The organism is Roseburia sp. AF15-21 (genome assembly GCF_003479505.1).
Taxonomy (GTDB): Bacteria; Bacillota; Clostridia; order Lachnospirales; family Lachnospiraceae; genus Roseburia_C; species Roseburia_C amylophila.
The window spans coordinates 261,471-284,949 of record NZ_QUHG01000004.1; the positions used below are offsets into that span (position 1 = coordinate 261,471).

Sequence of the window (23,479 nt, forward strand, 5' to 3'; positions counted from 1 at the left end):
TTAATAATTCTCTTCATGTACTTCAAAATAGCTCTGTGGATGATTACATACCGGACATACTTCAGGCGCCTTAGTTCCTACCACAATATGTCCGCAGTTACGGCATTCCCATACCTTAACTTCGCTCTTTTCAAATACCTGTGCAGTTTCAATATTCTTAAGAAGTGCACGATATCTTTCCTCATGGTGCTTCTCAATCTCACCTACTGCCCTGAATTTCGCTGCAAGCTCAGGGAATCCTTCTTCCTCAGCTGTTTTAGCAAAGCCTTCATACATATCTGTCCACTCATAATTTTCGCCTTCTGCCGCTGCCGCCAGGTTTTCCTTTGTATCACCAATTCCTGCTAATTCCTTGAACCACATCTTTGCATGTTCTTTCTCATTATCTGCAGTCTTTAAAAACAATGCTGACATCTGCTCGTAACCTTCCTTTTTCGCTACAGAAGCAAAATAGGTATACTTATTTCTTGCCTGTGATTCCCCTGCAAATGCCTCCTGCAAATTCTTCTCTGTCTGTGTTCCTGCATATTTGTTTGCTGCCATCTCTTTTACCTCCATTTTCTTTACTACTTTTTCTCCCTGCATTTTTGGCAAATGCCTTTAAATGAAATATCATAATCCACAAATTCAATTCCATGAGTGTTATGAATTCTTTCCAGCAAATCCGGTATTTGATCCATATCCACATCAAAAATTTCACCGCACTTTATACATCTTACATGGTAATGATTTTTCAATGTAAAATCAAATCGGTTCGGTCCATCCGGAACTTCAACCTTTCTTAATGCACCTTCCTCTACCAATATATCAAGATTTCTATATACCGTTCCTTTTCCAATTGTTGGATATGCTTCTTTTATAAATTCATACACTTCATTTGCCGTAACGTGTCTTCTCATTTCGTATACGGCATTTCTTACAAGATCTTTTTGAATGGTATTTCTCCTACTTGTCATTTGTCCTCCTTATTAGGATTAGTTCTTAATAACGATTATATATCACTATCATCCCGTTGTCAATAAAAATAGTAATAATTCTCATTATTATAAAAGATGCCAAACTGAGCATCTTTTACCTGAATAACTATTTTATTTTGCGTTCAAATACATATTCTGAATCTGAAGATAAATCAGACCTAAACGAATATCCGAGTCTGTCAAATTTCTGAATCTCCACCGGATTTTCAATATTATTTTCCGCTATGAATCTGACCATTTCACCACGAGCCATCTTGGCATAGGTACCTTTTGTTACCAATTTATCTCCGGATAACTCACAAAATACAATCGTAATATATCTGTCCTGTGGTGTCAGATACTTTTCTATACATTTTGAGTATTCTTTTGATGCAAGATTAATGATAATCCTACTGTCATCGATTACTAAGCGGTATAACAATTCTCCCCAGTACTCATACAGATTTTTTGCATCTCCAATTCCAACCTTTGCCTGCATTTCAAGACGATAAGGAGTCACACCATCCATTGGTTTTAAAATGCCATAAAACGCAGACAAGATTCTTAAATGATTTTGCAAATACTCAAACTGCTGGTTTTCAAACACAGATGGTGCCATATATTGAAATGCAATCCCTTCATATGCTAAAACAGCCGGAGTAAGCCTGTTATAAAGATCCATATTTTCCAATCTGTTAAAGTTCTGCTCTGCAATCTTGTCATTACATTTCCAGATAGCTTTCAGTTCTTCTTTTGATTTGCTTTTCATCCAGTTTAATACTTCTGCTGTCTTATCAATATAGACAGGCAGTTCAACCGGTGCTAAGTTATCGGTATCTACAATCATCTTTTTTGCAGGTGATAAAATAATCTTCATTATGCCAATTCCTTAAGCATATTTTCAGGATCATCTGCCGCCTTGACTTTATCATTTGCCTTTATAATGATTCCCTGCTCATCAATAAGATATGTAGTTCTTACTACACCCATAGATACTTTTCCATAATTTTTCTTTTCTTTCCAGACATCATATGCTTCAATAACTTTACGCTCCGGATCTGCTAATAGCGTAAATGCCAGTCCGTATTTTTCTTCAAATCTCTTGTGAGACGCTACAGAGTCCTTGCTTACTCCGAGAATAACAGCTCCCTTCTCAGTAAACTGTGGATAACGCTCAGAAAAGCCACATGCCTGCTTCGTACATCCTGGTGTATTATCTTTTGGATAAAAATATAGGATTACTTTTTTTCCTGCATAATCACTTAATTTATGCATTTCTCCATTCTGATCCGGCAATTCAAAGTCCGGTGCTTTTTTTCCTACTTCTAACATATTTTATACCTCCAAATTGATTAAGCTGTTTCCAAAATAAATATCTCTGGATCATTAACAATATTATACATTCCATCCATTACTTCCGACAAGCAGGGAAAGAAAAATAATCAATCCAAATACAAAAGGATGTATCACGATAATTCTTGCAATACCTTGACACATCCTTTCGTGTTGTATTTTTTATTCTTCTTAATGACAGCTATGGTTTCCACATCCATGTTCACCACATGTATGTCCATCCCCATGGAACACGGAAGGTCCAGAATCGTTTGATGGCTTCACGCAAGGATGATGCTCCGGCGATTACCTCCAGGTCATTTTTTCTGGCCTATGCATCCGTCTGCTGTTCCTCAAGCTCCTCATAAAACCGGTAACTGTTCTTACCATTCTGTTTGACATAATACAATGTCTTGTCCGCTCTTATATAATATTCTTCAAAGTTTCCTCCCTGTCTGCACATGCACAGACCGCAGGACAGGGATGCCGGTGAAGTCTCTGCCGTGAGATTTTTTGCCGCACCAAAGCTTTCAAACAGCTTTCTCATCCGCATGTTCATCTCTTCTTCTGATGCCTCCGGCAGATAGAACAGGAATTCATCTCCTCCCAGCCGGCAGACCACTGCGTTCTCCATGCACTCTGTGAGCATTGCTCCTACCAGCCTGAGAGCACAATCCCCCGCCTTATGTCCATAGACATCGTTGATCTTCTTAAGATTATCCATATCGACAAATCCCAGACAGCCATCATGCTCCTGCATTTTCTCAAGGATCAGCTTTTCACCCTTATGACGCATAGGAAGACCCGTCAGATAATCCAGGCTTTCCCTGGCCTCTCTCTGCCTGGCCAGCTCCAGCTCGCGGATGCGGTCCATTGTCTGGATCAGCGTAACGACCAGCAGGACCACCAGTCCGGTTGCGATAAAAATTCCTGACATTGACACCACTCGATACACCTCTGTCACCTCCAGCATGACTGCAATCATGGCAACTACCAGTCCGATCAGCGGAAGCTTGTAATGTTTCGCCGTTCCCTTGATGAGATCCCGGCAAATGGTGATAAATATTGTCAGGAACGTTCCTGCAATCACTAGGTGGGACAAGAACATTGTCGAGATAAAATCTGCGATATTCAGTAGCTGTAAGGACGTGCATAGTACAAAGTTCACACAGGTGATACACTCTGCCACATGATAGGCCTTCCGGTACCTTCCCTGCTGCACACTGTCAATATAGAACATGAGCGGAACCGGGCAGAGCATCACAACGAAGAAGCACATATTCGACAGAATAGAAGCATTGGAAACGAACAGCTGGCGCAGCTTCGATTCTCCCAGCATCCACACTGCTCCCAGAATCATGCACCATCCCAGGTACTCCAGATCAAATCTCGTCTTATATATAATATCAAGCACCAGACTGATGATCAGCACGACCAGTCCGGCAAACAGCATGGTGCAGGCGATCAGAGTTACCATAAAATAGCAGTGGAGTATATATGCCCAGATATCTGATTTGTCCCCACAATATACCGTGTTGACGACACCGGAATACTTGTCGGTAAAGGACTGCAGTTCAATCCGCACTTCCTGCCCCGCATCCTCGCCGGATGTCTCGCAGAACACATACCCACTGGCAGAATTTTTCCCAAAAGGTCTGGTATTCTCCGTATCATACAACGCCCTCAGTTCCCCACCGATGTAAATGCGCACATTCTCCAGAGAGGACCTGATGGCGATTGTATTTTCATGATAATCCTGTGGGAGCACTGACCGGATAACCAGAGGCTCTCCGGCAGGCACATCACATTTGCCCGGAACCGGGATTTCCTCTTTGGTTCCGTCTGCCAGCACCCGGTAAAAGGTTCCGGTATAAGTAATGCTTTCCTCCGTGACCATTTCCCTTATCGGGGTTCTGTCCATGATTTTTCCCCCACTTATGAACAAGTTTATCACAAGCGGCAGGAAAAGCAACTATCCATTTCGCTCTGTAAAATGTTTATGGAAAATTCATTCGACAAATCATGCTTTCCGAGCTAAAATAGGAATGCGATATGATAATTTCATGATCCTATGAAAGGAGACAACATGATATGAAGAATAAAAAATATTCCATCGTTTATAGCAGCTTAACAGGTAATACCAAGGTGCTGGCTGATGCAATCCACGAGGCATTACCTCAGGATGAATGTGAGTATTTCGGTGTGTCCGACACAGTGATCCCTTCTTCCGAACTGCTCTATATCGGATTTTGGACAGACAAGGGAAATGCCGATACCAAGACATTACAGCTATTATCACAGTTAAAGAATAAACAGATTTTTCTGTTTGGAACTGCTGGCTTTGGTGGCAGTGATATCTATTTCCGGAAAATCCTGAATCAGGTTAAGCAGTTCGTTGATGCAAGTAATGTTATCGTCGGAGAGTATATGTGTCAGGGCAGAATGCCACAGTCTGTCCGGGAACGCTACTTAAAAATGAAGGATGCTCCCGATCATCCGGCAAATCTTGATGTATTGATCCAGAATTTTGACTGTGCATTGTCTCACCCTGATGCAGATGACCTGGAGAGACTCAGACAAGCCGTTAGGAACTCATCCTTCTGATAAGACCATAAAATAAGGCAGCCCCACATAGCTGAGTCTACCTTACTCTCTTTATTTAACATTGCTGCCACTGACATATTGCTGCAGAAACTGTTCTTTTCCGCATGGTCTTCCAAAATAATATCCCTGCAGATAATCAACCTTCATTTCTTTCATTTTCAGAAGCCATTCTTTTTCCTCGATGCCTTCTGCGCATATCCTGACGTTAATACTATGTACCATTGGGATGATATTTTTATATAATTCATAATCCCTCGCACTGTTCATCGCCTTGGCAGTAAAATCCCTATCCATTTTCACGTAACTTGGATTCATATCACGGATACAATGAAGATTCGAATATCCTGTTCCAAAATCATCGACCACAAAGGGAATTCCGTTCTTGTCCAGAGTTTTACGAAATTTACAGAACGAAGGTGTCATATCCATAAATCCGCTTTCTGTCATTTCAACACATAAGCATTCCGGCTGTAATGAATATTTTTGAATTGCATCCAGAATATCCCGCTCCACATTGCCTTGCAGAATCTGAACATAGGATACATTTACATTCATCCGGAAGTCAGGAATATATTTCTGCATTTCACAGCACATTGCTGCAGCTTCGTTCAAAATATATCTTCCAGCGGGAATGATCAATCCGGTCTCTTCCAATAATGGGATAAACTCCATCGGTGAAACAAACTCCCGCCCTTCTTCCGTTATCATGGAAAAACGCATCAGTGCCTCTGCTCCAATGATCTGTTCGGACTGACAGTCCACGATCGGCTGGTAGTATACTTCAAAGCCATCATAATGGTTCACAATAGCATTACGAAGTGTTGCTATGATTCTTCCTTTTCGTAAAAAGACCTCATAGTCATCCTGGTCAAAAATATAGAATCCATTTTTACCCATGCTTTTTGCCTGTTTCAAGGCAAATTCAAACTTTTTGCGGCATTCTTCGATTCCCTCACAAAAGGTTGCTGCATCTATAACACCAATCGAAATAGAAAATATAGCTTCATAATTTTCGGCTACTATGAAATTACGAAGTTTATCTGTAATCTTTTCTTTCAGTGCCACAGCGTCTTCTGCAGAGGAAGCTTCCAAATCCACGATCACATACTGATCCGCAACCAGATGGTAAAGCCTTTGATTATCAGAAAGACAGCTCTCCATGCAGTCGGCAACACTTTTTAAGATATAGTTACCATAATCCGCTCCTCTGGAACTATTGATTGCTCCGAAATCATCAATTCCTATATGCATAAGAAAACCCTTGGAAATGGGTTCCTTTTGTGCACGCAGGTAAGCAAGGAATTCCGGCTCGCCAAGCAGTCCTGTGACATTATCGGCTCTTCTCCTGTTGCCGGTCTCATTCAGACACCCGACCAGATACTCTGCCTTTCCCTGCTGATCAATGATCACGATACCACGGCAGTTAATCCAGACCGGCATACCGTCTTTATCAAGCCACCTGTAATGAAGATTATGTACATTTTCTCTTCCTTCGCATATATCCGCAAGATGCTTTGCAAGCATCCTGCGGTCTTCCTCATATACTACCTTCATAACTTCATTTGCAGCATCTGTCAGAACATTTTTCGACATATTAAACCGTTTCACAGCTGACTGTGAAATCTCAAAGGTATTATTCTGCAAATCAAATATATACAGGTAATCATCCATACATCCTGTAATGATCTCAAATAAGATTTCTGCTGTCTGCTCTCCAAACACTCTAAATATATCATTAATCACAACAAGAACCTTCCTTCCGACAACTTCACTCTATTCCTGCCATTTTCTAGAATAGCTTAAAGATATTCACACGGTCATGCATCTTGGATGCTCCCTCTGCCAGATTAATACTAATCGCAGTATTCTCTTCGGAGGATGCAGCATTGCCCTGTACTACGCCGGACAGCTGTTCAATTCCCTGGCCAATCTGCTCCAAGGACTCTGCCTGGGAGTTGGCTTTCTCCATGGTGTTCTCTGCAAGCTCTGCAAAGGACTCCATATCTGCAATGATCTGATTGAATGATTCTGCTGTTGTTCTTGTAATCATATTGCCCTTTTCGATTTCCACTAAGGTCTTATCGATCAGATCTCTTGTATTTACAGCAGATTTTGCACTGTCTGCTGCCAGCTTGCCGATCTGATCTGCCACTACTGCAAATCCTCTTCCTGCTTCTCCTGCTCTGGCAGCTTCAATGGAAGCATTCAGGGATAACAGATTGGTCTGGGATGCAATATCCTCGATATCTGTGATAATATTACCGATCTCCTTGGAGATTTCTGTAATGTGCTCCATTTCCTTCAGCAGATCGTTCATTTTTTCTTTTTCTTCATTCGCTTTATTTGCAGAGGCTTTTACACGTGCAGATGCACTCTGTGTTTCCTTCGCCGTATTTGCCGCCAGATCCACGACCGTATCAATGGTGGCATTCAATTCCTCGATGACTCCTGCCTGCTCTGTTGCACCGTCCGCCAGGGATTTTGATGCATTTTCCACCTCGGATGAATTCGATGATACCTGTTCTGCCAGATTGCTGATCTCAGTCAGGGTACTGTTAAACCGTTTCAGAATATACAGCAGTGATGCCTTCAATTCCGAGAAATCTCCTAGGAAATCTGTAATATCATCACCATTTCTGGTCAGGTCACCCTGCGCTATTGCCTTTACCTCCACAGAGATCTCGCTGACATAATCTGCCAGAATACCCATGGCTTCTTTCAGATTCCTGATGGTATCGCCAAGCTCATCCTCAGACTCATAGGTAAGCATTTCTACATTAGACAGTTCGCCCTTACGCAGGCTGGCAACTGCTGCCTCTATCTGTTCTACCGGCTCGGTAATGGAATTGGTAATGATCTTTCCGATCAGTGTCGTCACTACAGCAATCGCAAGACCTGCTGCCACGATCACGACAAATATGATGATGGTGCATACATTGGCCATGGTCTTTGCCCGGTCTAATTCTGCCTGGAACGCATCACTTAATTTAGTTAATTTCTCAGCAAATGACTTATAGTCTTCATACACCTCTCCGGTCATCAGTTTCGATGCTTCCTGCTGTTTACCCTCACGGCTCAACTTCAGGATTTCATCTGAAGCATCTCTGTATGTTTCCCATGCAGCGCTTGCTGCTTTGTAATCATCCTGTCCTTTTTGAGCATCACTGTCTGCGGACATGATTGCATCCAGATTCACACTGGTATCCTGGATCTAACTCTCCAGCTTCTGGATTTCTTCTTCACAGGAGTTCATGACTGCATCATCTGATTCTACCAGATGCTGATACTGTTTGATTCTGTATTTCGCAGTCATTGTCTCTAAATCCTGCAGATATTCCAATGACGGAGACCAGACCTCCGTAATCTTCTCTATATTTGAACGGATCACTAATGTCGAGATCAGTGCCACGAACACTAAAAATAATGTCATAACAAGCACTGTCATTCGATATACTTTTAATTTTCCTGCAACCTTTAAGTTAGCTATACGCTTTTTAATCTTTTCCATGATAGTTTTCCCTTCCTTTGTAAATTATTGATCTTTTATCACATTTGTTTGTCCATAAACATTTATAAGATAGCATACTTTATTGAGAAAATCTATTAAAAAAAGTATTAAATTATTTTCTACGGTAATTTTTCATATCTAAAGTAGCAAATCGTTACCTTTACTTTGAAAAATATCAGTAAAAATATATCCACTTATAAGATTGTCCTTACAAGTGGATATTTCTTTTTAGCTTATTTTTTTGCAACCGTAATTAAGTAATGATGGTAGTATAACAACCTCATTTGAAGGTATTTGTTCCAATCCGAGCAAGACAAAGAAATCCTTTGGGATTTTAACGCAATCACTCTTCCCCTTTATGTCCTATTTCTAATTTGGATAAAACGTACATATTTCATGATAATTTTTGCCTTTATATTTATATGTTACCTCTACTGTAGCATAACTTCCATCTGCACATATTTTAGGTGTACTTGCTTTCATTTTTGATACTCCTGTTGCTAACGAGCCGCATATTTCTACATTTGATATTCCCACTATCTGGCCATATGAATCTTGAATCTGTAATGTTGCCCGTACACACACTCTATCAGAAGGACTCCAAACATCTTTTGTAATTATTAATATAGTTCTTGCGTTTCCTTTTTCTATATCCCATGCCTCATTTTCATTCTGTAATACTTCTTTTGCATTTACTGGCATACTCCCCAATATTGCCAATACTATCACACAACAAATTACTTTTTATTCTATACATCTTTTTTAACCTCCTTTGTAATCTCTACTTCCTCTACGCCCGGTATCCATGCATTTTTCCATAATACCCGGTGTCCCAAATACCAGATTTGAATATGTTGTCCTTCTTTAATATCTTTAAAACTTCCGGCACTTCCATCCGGTAATGTTACCGGGATTGCATCATCTTGCGCCAGACGATATACCTTTCCGGGATTTTTTCCATTTGCATCTGTCTCTCTTACATAAATCACCTCACCCTTCGATTCAACCACTGCATTCATGCATAAATGATATTCTAAAATATAATTTTTCTGAATGTTCTCTACACTGTATCCGATTAAAACTCCAAATAGCACAAACAGAATACACAACACCCACCGGTACTTTCGTATCTGTCTTTTTTTCTCCCGTTTTGCAATATCTATAGTATCCTTTACCAGCTCATTTACCGTATGCTCTGCCCTGCCAGCCTCTTCTCCCCGGATAATATCAGCAACATCCACCTGAAATACCTGTGCCAGCTCCTCCATTAATTCAATATCTGGAAATGAGATTCCGCGCTCCCATTTCGAAACTGCTTTGTCTGAAATATGAAGCTGTTCTGCAAGCTGCATTTGTGTCCAGCCTTTCTTTTTCCGAAGGTTTCTGATATATTCGCCTGTTTTTTCTTTATCCATACCCATCCTCGTCCGTTTGCCGGACTTCTTCTCCTCCCTGATATTTTGATACCTTTATTCTATATGAATTTCGATATTTTTGCACTCTACTCCTGGTTTAGTGCGTATAAAAAATGCAGGATTCAAGGTTTTCCCTCTCTTCCTGCATTGCCTGCTTTTTGATTATCTCTCCAAACCTCGTCCATTTCCGATTTGTGCCTCCTATTTTTCAGACTGTAATTTCAATTTGGTTATCTTCGAACGCAACAATACAACTTTCATAATAACCATCTCCAGTCTTTCTTGGACCGCTGACAACTTTATAACCATCCGCCCTTAACTCTGCAGTCAAAGCATCAACCTTTTCTTTGCTGCCTACGCTAAAAGCAATGTGCGCATATCCGGTACGAGTAAGCTCTTTGGGACAATCCGACATTTCTGGTTTATTCATAATCTCTATGCGTGTATCATCATCAAATGAAAGAAAATAAGAGCGGAAATCCGTCTGAAAATTATGATATCCATCGTTTGATTTTGCATCAAAATATTTCACAAAAAAATTTCTTGCTTCTTCCAGATTATTTACATATAATGCAAATGGTGCAATCCTCACAAGCAGGAAGTTAACTGATACTATCATAAAATCTTTGCAACACAATCGCCAACTCTTCCGGGGCTTCTATGTTTGCTTCATGACCTGTTTTCATAAGTTCATGGAAGTAGGAATTGTTCAGATAATGGCAAAGTTCTTTTGAAGTTTTTTTGTTTGCATTGTCCTTCTCTCCACAAACGATTAATACCGGACAAGACACCTTATGCAGTGAGTCACTGAAATCTAATTCAGCCATCGTACCACATAGTTTAATAACATCTGCTTTTTTGAAGCCCATTTTATTGAATGCCGAATTCGGCATAAGATGAAACAATATATTCTGAACTTTCAATAATTTTCGGGGCATTTTATATTGTGCTGCAATTAATACGAGTGCCTTTACTTTATCCGGGTGGTCTATCGCATAATTAAGTGCCAGAACAGCTCCTAGAGAAAGCCCACACAAGACAATTTCTTCGTTCTCCTTGTCGCATTCTGATGAGAATGCTGAATATAATTCCTTATATGTAGCAGATTTCCTTTCTAACAGCTCTGATAAACTCAAACTGCAACTGCTTTTCGATACTTTCGTTTCTTTTATTACTCTATTCCAACTGTCTGGTTTTTGCCCTAGTCCATGCAAATATAAATACTTCATATATTGTCACTCCGTCAAATTTTGATTTCTATTTTTGTTTCCATAGCATAGTGTATTCTTTTTCACCAGTAGCTTCATCCAAACCTTTACATTGAATAATGAACCCTTCTCTTTGGTAAAAAGAAATTGCTCTGGCATTCTTCTGGTATACATTTAATTGTAATCTATCTTTTTTATCCTTAATATAATTCAATAAAAGCTTACCTATGCCACATGACTGCATTTCTTCAGGAACAAAAATACCTTCAATATATTCATTATTTAGTCCTACAAATCCTTGTATCATCTTATCCACTTCAAACACATAGACTTCGGATTGTGACATCATTTCTTTCACTAATTCATAATTACTTTTCCAGTATTGATTGGAAATAAAATAATGCGTTTTCAGATTTGTCTTTAACCATATGTCAGCAACTCTATCGATATCTCCGTTCAGCAACTTTCTAATCATAACAAATATTCTCCACAACTACATCCTTTCTGCTTTTCTCTTTTTTCATTCTATCACAAGCTCACCATTAATCATCAATTTTTTGATATTTTTTCTTTTTCCCACTGTAAAACAGCCTCTGAGCGTTTCTATAGGCTTTGATGTCCGGGCAGCCTTCGGGTTGCCTTTACATAGTTTCCACTTTCAAAAAATAAAAAAATTTGTGTTTTTGAAAGTGGGTGCCTATATAAAAACAATCACGAGAGCAAAATATATCGATAGAATCATTGAACTGAATGGCACTCCTGACATCAAGATTATCTTCATCGACTTCATGGATTTGGCGTATGAAAAAAATCAAGGAATAACATTCCTTACACGCCTATGTGTAAGAACATTATCAGGAAGGCAAAACGAACTATATAAAGGAGTCTTCCTGAAAACATACAAAAACTATATAACATAGGGCATGAATGATTTTTTCTCCATCAAACTGGAATTTGTAATTACATTCCATACATATTGGCATTCTTTACAATCACTCTATCTCCTTTTTCTAATTGTTCCTTAGAAACTCCTCTTAACCCAAGTCCAACATGCTCTGTTTTATATCCACAACCATTTGATTTTCGTTCTTTTGTATGTATATCGATGGTAGTAATTATAGTCTCTAATACACCTCCATTTGTTTTATAAACGCACGCATTTTCTCCTTCTCTACACATTCCTGCTGATATGTTTCCTGTGGCAACTGTTCCAACCCCCATAATTGTAAATACATCATCAATAATCAATTCAAAGTCTTCTTTTAAACATAATGGAACATCTAATCTGTTCATATACTCTTTTTCTTGCTCTTTTTTGCTTTTACCAAATAATCCCATAGTGTTTCTCCTTTATAACTCCCGATTGTTTTAATTCTTCTCAGTTCCACCTTCTTGCCCTTCGGACAAGAAGTATCCCTCGCTCAAAGAGCTCGGTCAATTATAAGTTGTTATTTCAATGCTTTTTTATCATTTTCTTTTTCATCATATTATGTTCAAACTCAACCCATGCGATTTCAGAAAATAGAACTATCATATAAATAACCACCTGAACCACAACGCCATCCAGCTTTTTAATAAAATATCCAAAAACAGCTTGTGTAATAAATAGCACACAACCAAAAATAATAAAATTTCTGCCATGTCTATGGTTCCATTCCGTAACATTTGTCAGTTCCTCTTTACGAAGTGGTTTCTCTCCCGTATTTATTGATACTGGTTTTTCAGACCTATACTGCATAATTCCAAGTATAATAAAAATAAGTGAAACCAATAATGAAATTACCAAATAAATAATTGTAGCAGCCATGTCTATTCCTCCAATTCAGCCTCTGCTTCCACTCTCTCTGCTTCTGCCCTCTCCGACTCTGTCTGTTTCTTATTCTTCGCATTCTCCATATGCCGGCAAAGGAGTTATTCTTGAATTATAAGATGCACAGTGGGACAATCCTGTGTACCTCCTATGTTTTGATACCTCTATTAGATATCAGAACGGTCGTTGCCACAAGCAACACAAATTAACTTTTTCGTTTTTGCCGCAGTAAACTGGATGACCGGTCCGGAAATGAGGATTGTTACTATGGTGCATATGCCAAATTTTCCACCCAGCATAACACCTGTCACAACCATCACGACATCCAGTACCATTCGTACAATTTTTACCTGCCAGTTGTTCTTCTCTGCAAGAGAAAAAGTCAGTGCCTCATAGGAACCCCGCCCCAGGGAGGCTGCCGCATAAAAGCCAGTTCCTATGGCAAAAAGCACAATTCCAAATAACATGATAAGTGCATTCACCCATATATGCGTACTGTACACATGTGCATTTGCAAACAAATCTACACAAAGGCTATATACAATCTGATAAAGTATCGTGCCGATATGTATCTGTGACCTGTCATAGAAAAACGCAAATACAATCATAACTATGGCTACTATCATGGATGCCATACCGATGCTTACATGAAATGTTTTTGAAATTCCCTGCCATAATACCGCAAGGGTGGCACCACCAAATCCCGCATACAGCGCCAGCGTAATGCCATATGCCGCAACGACTGAACCAGCCACTATAATAATTAATTTTATTGTCCACTCCAATTTACTCATGTCATTCCGTTTTTCCATTCCATTCACTTATCATATTCCAACATCTATCCAATTTACACTTCCAAAATTTTACACTGTTCAAGTCCCGCACTCCAAAACTCCTCAATCGGCATACCTTTCACCTGACAGATAATGCTTGCATTCATCGCACCATGTCCCACAATCAGGATATCCTTACCTTCCTGTAGCTGCGGGTCTATCACTTCCTTCAAAAATGCTCCGGTTCTTGCAAAGAGTTCCTCCCAGGTTTCTGCTCCACCTATCGATTCGTGATATTCTCCCGGCTTTTGAAACAAAATATTAATCGGGCAATCCGGAATAGCAAAGCTGTTTTCGATTCCCTCATAATCGCCAAAACTCATTTCCATCAGCCGTTCGTCTTTTATTATTGGAATTTTCCGGGTTTTTAACACAATTTGTGCTGTCTCAACAGCCCTTATCAACGGAGAACAATAACACACATCTATGTGCAAATCCTTATACTCTTCCCATGCTTTTTCCGCCATCAGGCGTCCTTCTTCATTTAATGGGATATCCGTTCTTCCCTGTATTTTATGTAATGCATTCCATTCCGTTTTTCCATGCCGCATAATATATAACATTTTGAATTTCTCCTAAAATCATAGTTTTTAACTTATCTTTCTGTTTAATAAGCCCCACAAACTCAGGAAACCTATTGCAGCACCAAGCACCACTCCGGCTACTTTCATTAATTCATTGTTCCTAAATTTTTTATCTGGAAGAATGCCCGCTTTATTATAAGAATATTTTATATGATCTGTGGTATATGCAGTTATGGTATCTCCCACTTTATATTCTGCATATACACTTTCCGGCACCTGCATCCGCTTATTATATTCATTCGTTTTGCCATCATGATAATAGAAGAAATAATTTTGAGAAATGGCATTATCCGCCGTAGCATCTTCACTCTTTTTATCCGTTATCACAACATCTTCTCTATCATAATCTTCTCCTAATACCATATCTTCCATTTGCCTGTGAAGTGCCTTCGACGTCAAAAATACGTTTAACCAGACCGCCAGAAAAGCTATGCTTAAAGCAGCAAAACAACTCCAGAACAGAACTTTCTTCTGCTTTCCGGTTAATCGTTCTTTTTGTTTCTGATGCTTCGCCAATTTGTTGCTCATGCTGTAATTCTCACATTCTTTCTAATCGTCTTACTTATCATACTTTTCCAGGAAATACGTTGCCTTATCTTTATCTATCTGCAGTTCCTCCTGCAGCAATAAAATAATTTCCTTCTCTGACTTTCCGAATCTGCGTCCAAGTTTTATAACTTCCTTCGCTTTTCCTACTATTTCGCCCTCTTCCAGACCTTCTTTTCTACCTTCCTCTTCGCCCTGTTTCCGAATTCTTTCTTCTCTCTCAAAGCTCTTCATATATGCAAGACCTACCTCTCCATCCCGCTTGACTGCTGTTACCATCCGGTGTAACTTTTTCAGTTTCTCGGTGGAAGCATTCTCTACGGATGAATGTTCCATGTAATGCAGTAGCTGTTTTAATTCCTCCGGCGGATTTCCTTCACTTCCTCTTGTATACAAAAATATGGTCTGTGCCCCATCTTCATACTTTAACTCCGGCACTTCTACACAGCAGTTCTTAACGGTATACACCATACGATTCAGTCCAAAGGGGTCATAGGTTGTAATGAAAATAACAACAACATTCCGAAGACTTCCATAGGTTTCGCCCGATGGTAAATTTCCGGCATCAATTTTTGCATGATAAAACCGGACTCTTCTTGGTAATGCTGCCATCTCGTTCTTCCCATCATTCTGATCCGGTTCTATATCAAAGATTTCACCATTCTCTTCATCCAGATATACATCCAGCCGGATTCCGTGGGTTTCTGTATTCTCTCCGCAAAAGAAACGCTGCGGCACTACCGTAAGCTTTCCTATCTGTCGATGCAGAATGCATTCCAAAATATACCTCGCTGACTGTTCCCCATAAATTTTGTGACTGGTTAAGCTGTTTACTAGAAAGTCATCCACCAGATTCAGTTCTTCTAAAGTTCTCATTTTTCCTCCTTTTCCCATAATGCAGTGAAAAGCAGGATTGCATATATCTCATGTTTTCCTAAACTTCCGCCTATTCAATGCACTATGCGTTTATTAATTGTAATTAGAATTTAAAAGCATAGAATTCATTGAATTGATACTAGAAATTTAGACTGGCTTTCGCCATTCGAAAATCAGAATATATGCTTTGTGTTGATTGTAACAAATAAGCCCATTGAATACAAGTAAATTTTTTCCGGCAGACATAACCCGAAAACATAATCTATAGCAGTCTTGTGGAAGAGCAGAATTGATTTGCTTGAACAGAAAAAGACAGCCGCCCTGCCGGGCTGCTGCCTCTTTCTGTTTTTATGCTTATGCTCTTATTTCTTAATTTTATTCTGCTTTGTCATCTACTGTAACAGTGATTTTGTTCAGGTGCCAGATATCATCCACATATTCCTGAATCGTACGGTCAGATGAGAATTTGCCGGAAGCTGCAATATTTAAGATTGCTTTTCTAGCCCATTCTTTTTCATCTGCATATGCAGCATTAATCTTCTTCTGTGCTTCCACATAAGAACGGAAGTCTGCCAGAATAAAGTAAGTATCTGCGTACTGTGTGCACTGTGTATTCAGCAGTGAGTTGTAAAGGTCACGGAACAATTCCGGATCATTTGGTGAATAAAATCCGTTGATTAACTGCATCAGAACTTTACGGACATCCTGATCATTGTTGAAAATCTGCATTGGGTCATAATCGCGTTTCTGCTCATGAGCAATCACTTCGTCAGAGCTCATACCGAAGATAAACATGTTTTCTTTGCCGACTTCTTCTGCCATCTCAACGTTTGCACCATCCATGGTTCCGATAGTAAGCGCTCCATTCAGCATGAACTTCATATTACCGGTTCCGGAAGCTTCCTTACTTGCGGTAGAAATCTGCTCGCTGACATCTGCTGCTGCAAAAATAATCTCTGCATTGGATACCTTGTAGTCTTCGATAAATACAACCTTAATCTTTCCGTTGATAGACTTATCATTGTTGATGACATCTGCAACAGAGTTGATTAATTTGATGGTAAGTTTTGCATTGCGGTAGCCTGCTGCTGCTTTTGCTCCGAAAATGAAAGTTCTTGGAATAAATTCCATATCCGGATGCTCTTTTAATTCATTGTAAAGATACATTACATGAAGAATATTTAAGAGCTGGCGTTTGTACTCATGCAGACGTTTTACCTGTACATCAAAGATAGAACGAGGATTTACTTCAATTCCGTTGTGTTCTTCGATATAAGATGCAAGACGCAGCTTATTCTGGTATTTGATATTTAAGAATTCCTGCTGAACCTTTTCATCATCTGCATAGAACTCTAATCTCTTGATGCGGGAAAGGTCTGTAATCCAGTCTTTTCCAACATATTTGGTTACCCAGTCTGCAAGTAATGGATCACCATGCATTAAGAAACGACGCTGTGTAATACCATTGGTCTTATTATTAAATTTCTCCGGGAACATCTCGTAGAAATCTTTTAATTCCTGTTTCTTAAGGATTTCTGTATGAAGTGCCGCTACACCATTTACAGAATATCCTGCACAGATTGCCAGATGAGCCATTTTTACCTGACCATCATATACAATTGCCATCTTCTCAATCTTATGGTTGTCTCCAGGATATTTCTGCTGGATTTCCAGTACAAAACGACAGTTAATTTCTTCTACAATCTGGTAAATTCTAGGAAGCAGTCTTGAGAAAATCTCGATTGGCCATTTCTCTAATGCTTCTGCCATGATGGTATGGTTGGTATATGCACAGCATTTTGTTGTAATATTCCATGCATCCTCCCACTCTAAGCCTTCTTCATCCAGTAAGATACGCATTAACTCTGCAACTGCTACGGTTGGATGGGTATCATTCATCTGGAATACTGCTTTTTCAGGAAGCATATGGATGTCTGGATGATTCTTCTTAAATCTTGCAATAGCACGCTGCAAGCTGGCAGATACAAAGAAGTACTGCTGTTTTAAACGAAGCTCTTTTCCTGCGATATGGTTATCATTCGGATAGAGAACTTCTACTAAGTTCTTTGCAAGGTTTTGCTGTTCGATTGCACGATGATAATCACCTTTATCAAAGGAATCCAGCTCGAAGCATTCCATTGGCTCTGCATCCCAGATCATCAATGTATTTACTACATTATTGTTATAACCTACGATTGGCATATCATAAGGAATTGCTTTTACAGACTGATAGCCTTCCTGTACGAATCTGGTTCTTCCATCTGGCTGTGCCTCTGCACGTACATATCCACCAAATTTTACTTCGAAATTGTATTCCGGACGTTTTAATTCAAATGGATATCCATTCTGTAACCAGTTATCCGGCTCTTCTACCTGATAACCATTTTCTATTTTCTGACGGAACATTCCATAATGGTAACGGATTCCACAACCATATGCCGGATAGCCCAGAGTTGCCAAAGATTCCATAAAGCAGGCAGCAAGTCTTCCCAGTCCACCATTTCCAAGCGCCGGGTCCGGCTCCTGATCCTCTATGGCATTTAAGTTGATTCCCATTTCCTCTAAAGCTTCTTTCACTTCATTGTATACCGTTAAGTTAATCAGGTTATTGCCTAATGCACGGCCCATTAAGAACTCCATGGACATATAGTATACAATCTTTGGATCTGCTTTATCAAATTCCTGCTGGGTTGCAAGCCACTGGTCAATGATTACATCTTTTACAACGTAGGATACTGCCTGGAAAATTTCCTGCTCGCTTGCTTCATCCATTGTCTTACGATAGAGGTATTTTACGTTCTCAACTACCTCTTTTTTGAAGGTTTCCTTTTCAAACATTTTGCTTTTCATAATGTTCTCCTTTTGTTTCGATTCCGGTGTTTTTTGTGCAAAAAGGGAGCAAGCCACTGTCGGCTCCGCTCCCTTATCTTTATTCTGCTTATTTCTTTTCCACGCCAAGCACAACCGTTTCACCATTAATGTTCCATTCTTTCTGATATCCGCTCACCGTATCAGCCACAACACTCTCAGCCAGAACTTCTTTTGCAATTTCATCTCCATATTTTGCGAAGATGTCTTTTACTTTCTGATCTGCCTTATAAGAAACAGTAATTTTATCCATTACTTCAAATCCTGCTTCCTTACGCATTGTCTGGATTTTGCTGATTAATTCTCTTACCATTCCTTCCTCTAAAAGTTCCGGAGTAAGGTTCGTATCAAGAACTACGGTCACTTCATTATCACCTTCTGTCATGTAACCTTCCTGCTGTGTCATGGTGATAAGTAAATCCTCTTCATATAATACAACTTCGTCGCTTATACTGTCAAGTTTCAGTGCACCTGTGCTCTTAAGCTCAGCCATTGCCTTGTTGCCGTCTAATTCTGCAAGTGCTTTCTGAATCTGACCTAAATATTTACCGAATTTCGGTCCAACGGTACGAAGCTGTGGTTTGAAGGTATAGCTAGTATATGCACTGACATCCTCTGTAAATGTCACTTTCTTTACATTCAGCTCATCTTCGATAATCTCTGTAAAGTATTCGGATAATTCAAATGGTGCTTTTACAAACATATTTCCAATCGGCTGACGGTTCTTGATATTTGCAGTATTTCTGCAGGCACGGCCCATAACAACGATTTTCAATACTTCGTCCATATTTTTCTCTAATTCACTGTCTATCCAGCTCTCGTTTGCCACCGGATAGTCGCAAAGATGGATGCTTTCCGGCGCACTCTTGTCGATGCTGCATACCAGGTTCTGGTAAATTTCTTCTGTCATGAAAGGAATCATCGGCGCTGCTACCTTGCATACAGTTACCAGTGCAGTATAAAGAGTCATATATGCATTGATTTTATCCTGCTCCATGCCCTTTGCCCAGAAACGCTCACGACAACGTCTTACATACCAGTTACTCATCTCATCTACAAATTCATCCAGTGCTCTTGCAGCTTCCGGAATACGATAATTACCCAGATTATTATCTACAGTCTTAATCAGTGTATTGAGTTTGGAGAGAAGCCATTTATCCATAACAGAAAGTTTCTCATAATCCAGTGTATATTTGGTTGCATCAAATTCATCAATATTTGCATACAACACGAAGAATGCATAAGTATTCCAAAGTGTTCCAAGGAATTTACGCTGTCCTTCCTGTACTGCCTTTCCATGGAAACGGTTTGGCAGCCATGGTGCAGAATTGATGTAGAAATACCAGCGGATTGCATCTGCTCCGTAAGTCTCTAATGCATCAAACGGGTCAACGGCATTTCCTTTGGACTTACTCATCTTCTGTCCATTTTCATCCTGTACATGTCCCAATACGATAACATTTTCATATGGTGCTTTATTAAATAATAAGGTAGACTCTGCCATCAGGGAATAGAACCATCCACGGGTCTGGTCTACTGCCTCGGAAATAAACTGTGCAGGGAACTGCTGTTTAAAGAGGTCTTCATTTTCAAATGGATAATGATGCTGTGCAAATGGCATTGCTCCTGAGTCAAACCAGCAGTCAATTACTTCCGGTACACGATGCATTTCGCCGCCACAATCCGGGCACTTGAAGGTTACTGCATCAATGTATGGACGATGTAATTCTACTTTGGCATCATCCGGGTTACCACTGCGCTCTGCTAATTCTGCACGGCTTCCGATACACTCCTGATGTCCACAGGAACACTCCCATACAGGAAGCGGAGTTCCCCAGTAACGGTTACGGGAAATACCCCAGTCCTGAATATTTTCAAGCCAGTCACCGAAACGTCCTTTTCCGATAGATTCCGGAATCCAGTTTACGGTATTGTTATTGCGGATCAAATCCTCTTTTACAGCGGTCATCTTAATGAACCAGGATTCTCTTGCATAGTAAATCAGCGGAGTATCACAACGCCAGCAGTGTGGATATTCATGTTCAAATTTTGGTGCATCAAAGAGCAGTCCTTTTTCTTCCAGGTCTTTTAATACCATTGGGTCTGCTTTCTTTACAAATACACCGGCATATGGAGTTTCTTTGGTAAGTTCTCCTTTTCCGTCTACTAACTGGACAAATGGAAGGTCATATCTACGGCCAACCTGGGCATCGTCTTCACCAAATGCAGGTGCGATGTGAACGATACCGGTACCATCTGTCATGGTTACATAAGTATCACAGGTTACATAGTAGCCTTTCTTATGCTGTTTCTCACAGATTTCCTTTGCGCAGTCAAATAATGGCTCATATTCCTTGTACTCTAAGGACTTTCCTGGGAAAGTATCCAATACTTCATATGCTTTTACGCCATTTTCTTCATCCGCAAATTTGCCAAGTACCTTATCTAACAGTGCTTCTGCCATATAATAAGTATATCCGTCAGCAGCTTTTACTTTACAGTAAGTCTCGTCCGGGTTTACACAAAGTGCAACGTTAGATGGAAGTGTCCATGGAGTTGTGGTCCATGCCAGGAAATATGCATCTTCTCCGATTACTTTGAATCTTACGATTGCGGAACGTTCTTTTACCGTCTTATATCCCTGTGCTACTTCCTGGGAAGAAAGCGGAGTTCCACATCTCGGGCAGTAAGGAACAATCTTGAAACCTTTGTATAACAGCTTCTTATCCCAGATTTTCTTAAGAGCCCACCACTCAGATTCAATGAAATTATCATCATAGGTTACATATGGGTTTTCCATATCAGCCCAGAATCCAACGGTTCCTGAAAAATCTTCCCACATTCCTTTGTATTTCCATACGGATTCCTTACATTTCTTGATGAATGGCTCCATACCATATTCTTCAATCTGCTCTTTTCCGTTTAAGCCTAAAAGCTTTTCTACTTCCAGCTCTACCGGAAGTCCATGGGTATCCCATCCGGCTTTACGTGGGACATATTTGCCCTTCATGGTCTGGTATCTTGGAATCATATCCTTGATAACACGGGTTAATACATGACCGATATGTGGCTTGCCATTTGCTGTTGGCGGTCCATCATAGAAAGTATAGGTCTCGCCTTCTTTCCGGTTCTCCATACTTTTCTTAAAAATGTCATTTTCTTTCCAGAATTTTACGGTCTGTTTTTCTCTGTCCACAAAATTCAGATTTGGGGAAACTTTTTCGTACATGTTAGTCCTCCTTTAAAATTTTCAGTTTCTCGCTAGCCGCGTAAAAAAGAATGTGCCTTGGCACATTCTCGCGCCTGCGGCGGTCGCTTGCGACATCTACCTTATACGCCGCAGTGTGCATCCTCGCGGAGCGTTTTTTACTTTACAGGAAAGCAATTTCCTGTAAAGTAAAAAAGGCGCCGTCCTGTAATAAGGACGCGCGCCTGTCGTTTCTAACCACCTTGTTACAACATACTTGAAGCTTACAGCTTCGCATATACGTTCCCGTAACGGGGGAAATCCGTCAGTTTCTACTAACGCAGCTTTGCCTGTTCGAACTGCAACTTGGAAGTGATTTTCATTTTCCATTTACTCATGCCGGTTTCCACCTGCCCCGGCTCTCTTTGACTTTCCATGGAAAACTACTCTCTTCGTCATCGTCTTTTCATATTCTTAATAAGTATAGAACCTGTATTTTTAAATGTCAATTCCTATTTTCAAATTTTCTATATCTACAGATGCTGCCACCGGGAGTTCTTACAGATTTCTGGCAGCTTCTTACAAATACTGAACAACACAAAACGAGGCGGCATCCTTCCGGATACCGCCTCTCGTTTATGTAGGAAACCCGCAATGAGTGTTTCTTATATTTCATTTACAATATGTCTCTTACAGGATTCTCTTAATCCATCCTTCTGGAGCTTCGATACGTCCCATCTGGATTCCGGTCAGAGTATCATAAAGTTTCTTGGTTACAGGTCCCATTTCTTCCATTCCACTTGGGATTAAGATTTCTTTACCGTGGTCAACAATCTTTCCGATTGGGGAAATAACTGCTGCTGTTCCGCAAAGTCCTGCCTCTGCGAAGTCTTTTACTTCATCGAAGTATACTTCTCTGTGTTCTACTTCCATTCCAAGATAATGTTCTGCAACATATACCAGTGAACGACGTGTAATAGATGGCAGAATAGAATCTGACTTCGGTGTAACCAGTTTATTATCCTTGGTAACGAAGATGAAGTTTGCTCCACCTGTCTCTTCTACCTTAGTTCTTGTCTTAGGGTCTAAGTACATATTCTCATCAAATCCGTCTGCATGTGCAGTTACGATTGCATGAAGACTCATTGCGTAATTCAGACCAGCTTTGATATTACCGGTTCCGCAAGGTGCTGCACGGTCATAGTCACTGACACGGATGGTAATTGGCTTTGCGCCACCCTTGAAATATGGTCCTACCGGTGTACAGAACATACGGAACTGATATTCATCCGCTGGTTTTACACCGATTACAGGATTTGTTCCCATCATGTATGGTCTGATGTAAAGTGTTGCACCGGAACCATATGGTGGAACATATGCTGCATTTGCTTCTACTACCTTCTGTACTGCATCTACAAAACGCTCTTCCGGGAATACCGGCATTTCCAGTCTGCGTGCTGAATCTGCAAGACGGCTTGCATTTAAGTCAGGTCGGAAAGTAACGATATGTCCATCCTCTGTTGTATATGCTTTCAATCCTTCAAATACGGTCTGTGCATACTGGAATACACCCGCGCATTCATTCAATACAATATCTGCATCATCGGTTAAAGCTCCCTCATCCCATGCTCCGTTTTTGAAATTTGATACATATCTCTTATCGGTCTTTACATAACCGAATCCAAGATTAGACCAGTCTAAGTCCTTCTTTTCCATAATAACATCCTCCATTCATTTGTCGCAAATAGATGT

General features: G+C 40.1%; 22 protein-coding genes and 2 pseudogenes. 2 read left to right on the forward strand and 22 right to left on the reverse strand.

Annotated elements, in window-relative coordinates; genetic code table 11:
- The 5 genes from rbr to DWW33_RS08215 form a co-directional block, all read right to left on the reverse strand.
- Positions 1 to 543 carry a rubrerythrin gene (gene rbr, locus DWW33_RS08190; RefSeq protein ID WP_117947600.1) on the reverse strand — a complete coding sequence of 181 codons (543 nt, stop codon included), beginning with the start codon at positions 541 to 543 and terminating at the stop codon, positions 1 to 3.
- A gap of 23 nt (positions 544 to 566) precedes the next feature.
- Positions 567 to 956 carry a Fur family transcriptional regulator gene (locus DWW33_RS08195; RefSeq protein ID WP_118639247.1) on the reverse strand — a complete coding sequence of 130 codons (390 nt, stop codon included), beginning with the start codon at positions 954 to 956 and terminating at the stop codon, positions 567 to 569.
- A gap of 127 nt (positions 957 to 1,083) precedes the next feature.
- Complete coding sequence (gene yaaA, locus DWW33_RS08200) at positions 1,084 to 1,833, reverse strand: peroxide stress protein YaaA (protein WP_118057285.1); 750 nt, start codon at positions 1,831 to 1,833, stop codon at positions 1,084 to 1,086.
- A complete protein-coding gene (bcp, locus tag DWW33_RS08205) occupies positions 1,833 to 2,288 on the reverse strand; it encodes a thioredoxin-dependent thiol peroxidase (protein WP_005604299.1) in 456 nt (151 codons plus the stop codon). The genes yaaA and bcp overlap by 1 nt, the downstream gene beginning before the upstream one ends.
- 331 nt (positions 2,289 to 2,619) lie before the next feature.
- Entirely contained in the window at positions 2,620 to 4,209 is a 1,590-nt protein-coding gene (locus tag DWW33_RS08215; protein ID WP_118639248.1) for a GGDEF domain-containing protein, read from the reverse strand.
- Between the two features lie 170 nt (positions 4,210 to 4,379).
- On the opposite strand from DWW33_RS08215, the gene bilS reads away from it, so the two are divergent.
- Positions 4,380 to 4,892 carry a flavodoxin family protein BilS gene (gene bilS / locus DWW33_RS08220; protein WP_117841715.1) on the forward strand — a complete coding sequence of 171 codons (513 nt, stop codon included), beginning with the start codon at positions 4,380 to 4,382 and terminating at the stop codon, positions 4,890 to 4,892.
- A 51-nt stretch (positions 4,893 to 4,943) separates the two neighbouring features.
- Here bilS and DWW33_RS08225 read toward each other — a convergent pair whose 3' ends face one another.
- From DWW33_RS08225 to DWW33_RS08255, 8 genes and pseudogenes are all read right to left on the reverse strand, one after another.
- Entirely contained in the window at positions 4,944 to 6,635 is a 1,692-nt protein-coding gene (locus DWW33_RS08225) for an EAL domain-containing protein (RefSeq protein ID WP_118639249.1), read from the reverse strand.
- Between the two features lie 46 nt (positions 6,636 to 6,681).
- On the reverse strand, positions 6,682 to 7,836 hold the full coding sequence (locus DWW33_RS08230; RefSeq protein ID WP_243088598.1) for a methyl-accepting chemotaxis protein: 1,155 nt from the start codon (positions 7,834 to 7,836) through the stop codon (positions 6,682 to 6,684).
- A 42-nt stretch (positions 7,837 to 7,878) separates the two neighbouring features.
- Positions 7,879 to 8,400 (reverse strand): annotated as a pseudogene (locus DWW33_RS15970) (MCP four helix bundle domain-containing protein); the annotation flags it as partial.
- A 369-nt stretch (positions 8,401 to 8,769) separates the two neighbouring features.
- Positions 8,770 to 9,102 (reverse strand): hypothetical protein, encoded by a 333-nt coding sequence (locus DWW33_RS08235; protein ID WP_118639250.1) that lies wholly within the window; start codon positions 9,100 to 9,102, stop codon positions 8,770 to 8,772.
- A gap of 47 nt (positions 9,103 to 9,149) precedes the next feature.
- Positions 9,150 to 9,815 (reverse strand): helix-turn-helix domain-containing protein, encoded by a 666-nt coding sequence (locus DWW33_RS08240; protein WP_158577468.1) that lies wholly within the window; start codon positions 9,813 to 9,815, stop codon positions 9,150 to 9,152.
- A 208-nt stretch (positions 9,816 to 10,023) separates the two neighbouring features.
- Positions 10,024 to 10,434 carry a VOC family protein gene (locus DWW33_RS08245; protein WP_330414822.1) on the reverse strand — a complete coding sequence of 137 codons (411 nt, stop codon included), beginning with the start codon at positions 10,432 to 10,434 and terminating at the stop codon, positions 10,024 to 10,026.
- The gene (locus tag DWW33_RS08250) at positions 10,418 to 11,044 is read right to left on the reverse strand and encodes an alpha/beta fold hydrolase (RefSeq protein WP_118639252.1); all 627 of its coding nucleotides are present in this window, start codon (positions 11,042 to 11,044) and stop codon (positions 10,418 to 10,420) included. The genes DWW33_RS08245 and DWW33_RS08250 overlap by 17 nt, the downstream gene beginning before the upstream one ends.
- A 28-nt stretch (positions 11,045 to 11,072) precedes the next feature.
- Positions 11,073 to 11,498 (reverse strand): GNAT family N-acetyltransferase, encoded by a 426-nt coding sequence (locus DWW33_RS08255; RefSeq protein WP_117841712.1) that lies wholly within the window; start codon positions 11,496 to 11,498, stop codon positions 11,073 to 11,075.
- A 190-nt stretch (positions 11,499 to 11,688) separates the two neighbouring features.
- On the opposite strand from DWW33_RS08255, the pseudogene DWW33_RS08260 reads away from it, so the two are divergent.
- Positions 11,689 to 11,866: pseudogene (locus DWW33_RS08260) on the forward strand (ATPase); the annotation flags it as partial.
- 117 nt (positions 11,867 to 11,983) lie between these two features.
- Here DWW33_RS08260 and DWW33_RS08265 read toward each other — a convergent pair.
- From DWW33_RS08265 to DWW33_RS08305, 9 genes are all read right to left on the reverse strand, one after another.
- Positions 11,984 to 12,361, reverse strand: coding sequence for a hypothetical protein (locus tag DWW33_RS08265; RefSeq protein WP_118639253.1), 378 nt, complete (start codon positions 12,359 to 12,361; stop codon positions 11,984 to 11,986).
- A gap of 115 nt (positions 12,362 to 12,476) precedes the next feature.
- On the reverse strand, positions 12,477 to 12,830 hold the full coding sequence (locus tag DWW33_RS08270; RefSeq protein WP_118639254.1) for a hypothetical protein: 354 nt from the start codon (positions 12,828 to 12,830) through the stop codon (positions 12,477 to 12,479).
- A 170-nt stretch (positions 12,831 to 13,000) separates the two neighbouring features.
- Positions 13,001 to 13,645, reverse strand: coding sequence for a YczE/YyaS/YitT family protein (locus DWW33_RS08275; RefSeq protein ID WP_330419812.1), 645 nt, complete (start codon positions 13,643 to 13,645; stop codon positions 13,001 to 13,003).
- Positions 13,646 to 13,680: 35 nt separating this feature from the next.
- Positions 13,681 to 14,229 (reverse strand): histidine phosphatase family protein, encoded by a 549-nt coding sequence (locus tag DWW33_RS08280; RefSeq protein ID WP_118639255.1) that lies wholly within the window; start codon positions 14,227 to 14,229, stop codon positions 13,681 to 13,683.
- A 27-nt stretch (positions 14,230 to 14,256) separates the two neighbouring features.
- Entirely contained in the window at positions 14,257 to 14,778 is a 522-nt protein-coding gene (locus tag DWW33_RS08285; RefSeq protein ID WP_118639256.1) for a hypothetical protein, read from the reverse strand.
- Positions 14,779 to 14,808: 30 nt separating this feature from the next.
- Positions 14,809 to 15,672 (reverse strand): Rpn family recombination-promoting nuclease/putative transposase, encoded by an 864-nt coding sequence (locus DWW33_RS08290; RefSeq protein ID WP_118639257.1) that lies wholly within the window; start codon positions 15,670 to 15,672, stop codon positions 14,809 to 14,811.
- A gap of 375 nt (positions 15,673 to 16,047) precedes the next feature.
- Positions 16,048 to 18,522, reverse strand: coding sequence for a glycogen/starch/alpha-glucan phosphorylase (locus DWW33_RS08295; RefSeq protein ID WP_118639258.1), 2,475 nt, complete (start codon positions 18,520 to 18,522; stop codon positions 16,048 to 16,050).
- 88 nt (positions 18,523 to 18,610) lie between these two features.
- The gene (gene ileS / locus DWW33_RS08300; RefSeq protein ID WP_118639259.1) at positions 18,611 to 21,769 is read right to left on the reverse strand and encodes an isoleucine--tRNA ligase; all 3,159 of its coding nucleotides are present in this window, start codon (positions 21,767 to 21,769) and stop codon (positions 18,611 to 18,613) included.
- Between the two features lie 648 nt (positions 21,770 to 22,417).
- Positions 22,418 to 23,443 (reverse strand): branched-chain amino acid aminotransferase, encoded by a 1,026-nt coding sequence (locus tag DWW33_RS08305; RefSeq protein ID WP_117699083.1) that lies wholly within the window; start codon positions 23,441 to 23,443, stop codon positions 22,418 to 22,420.
- Positions 23,444 to 23,479: the final 36 nt, after the last annotated feature.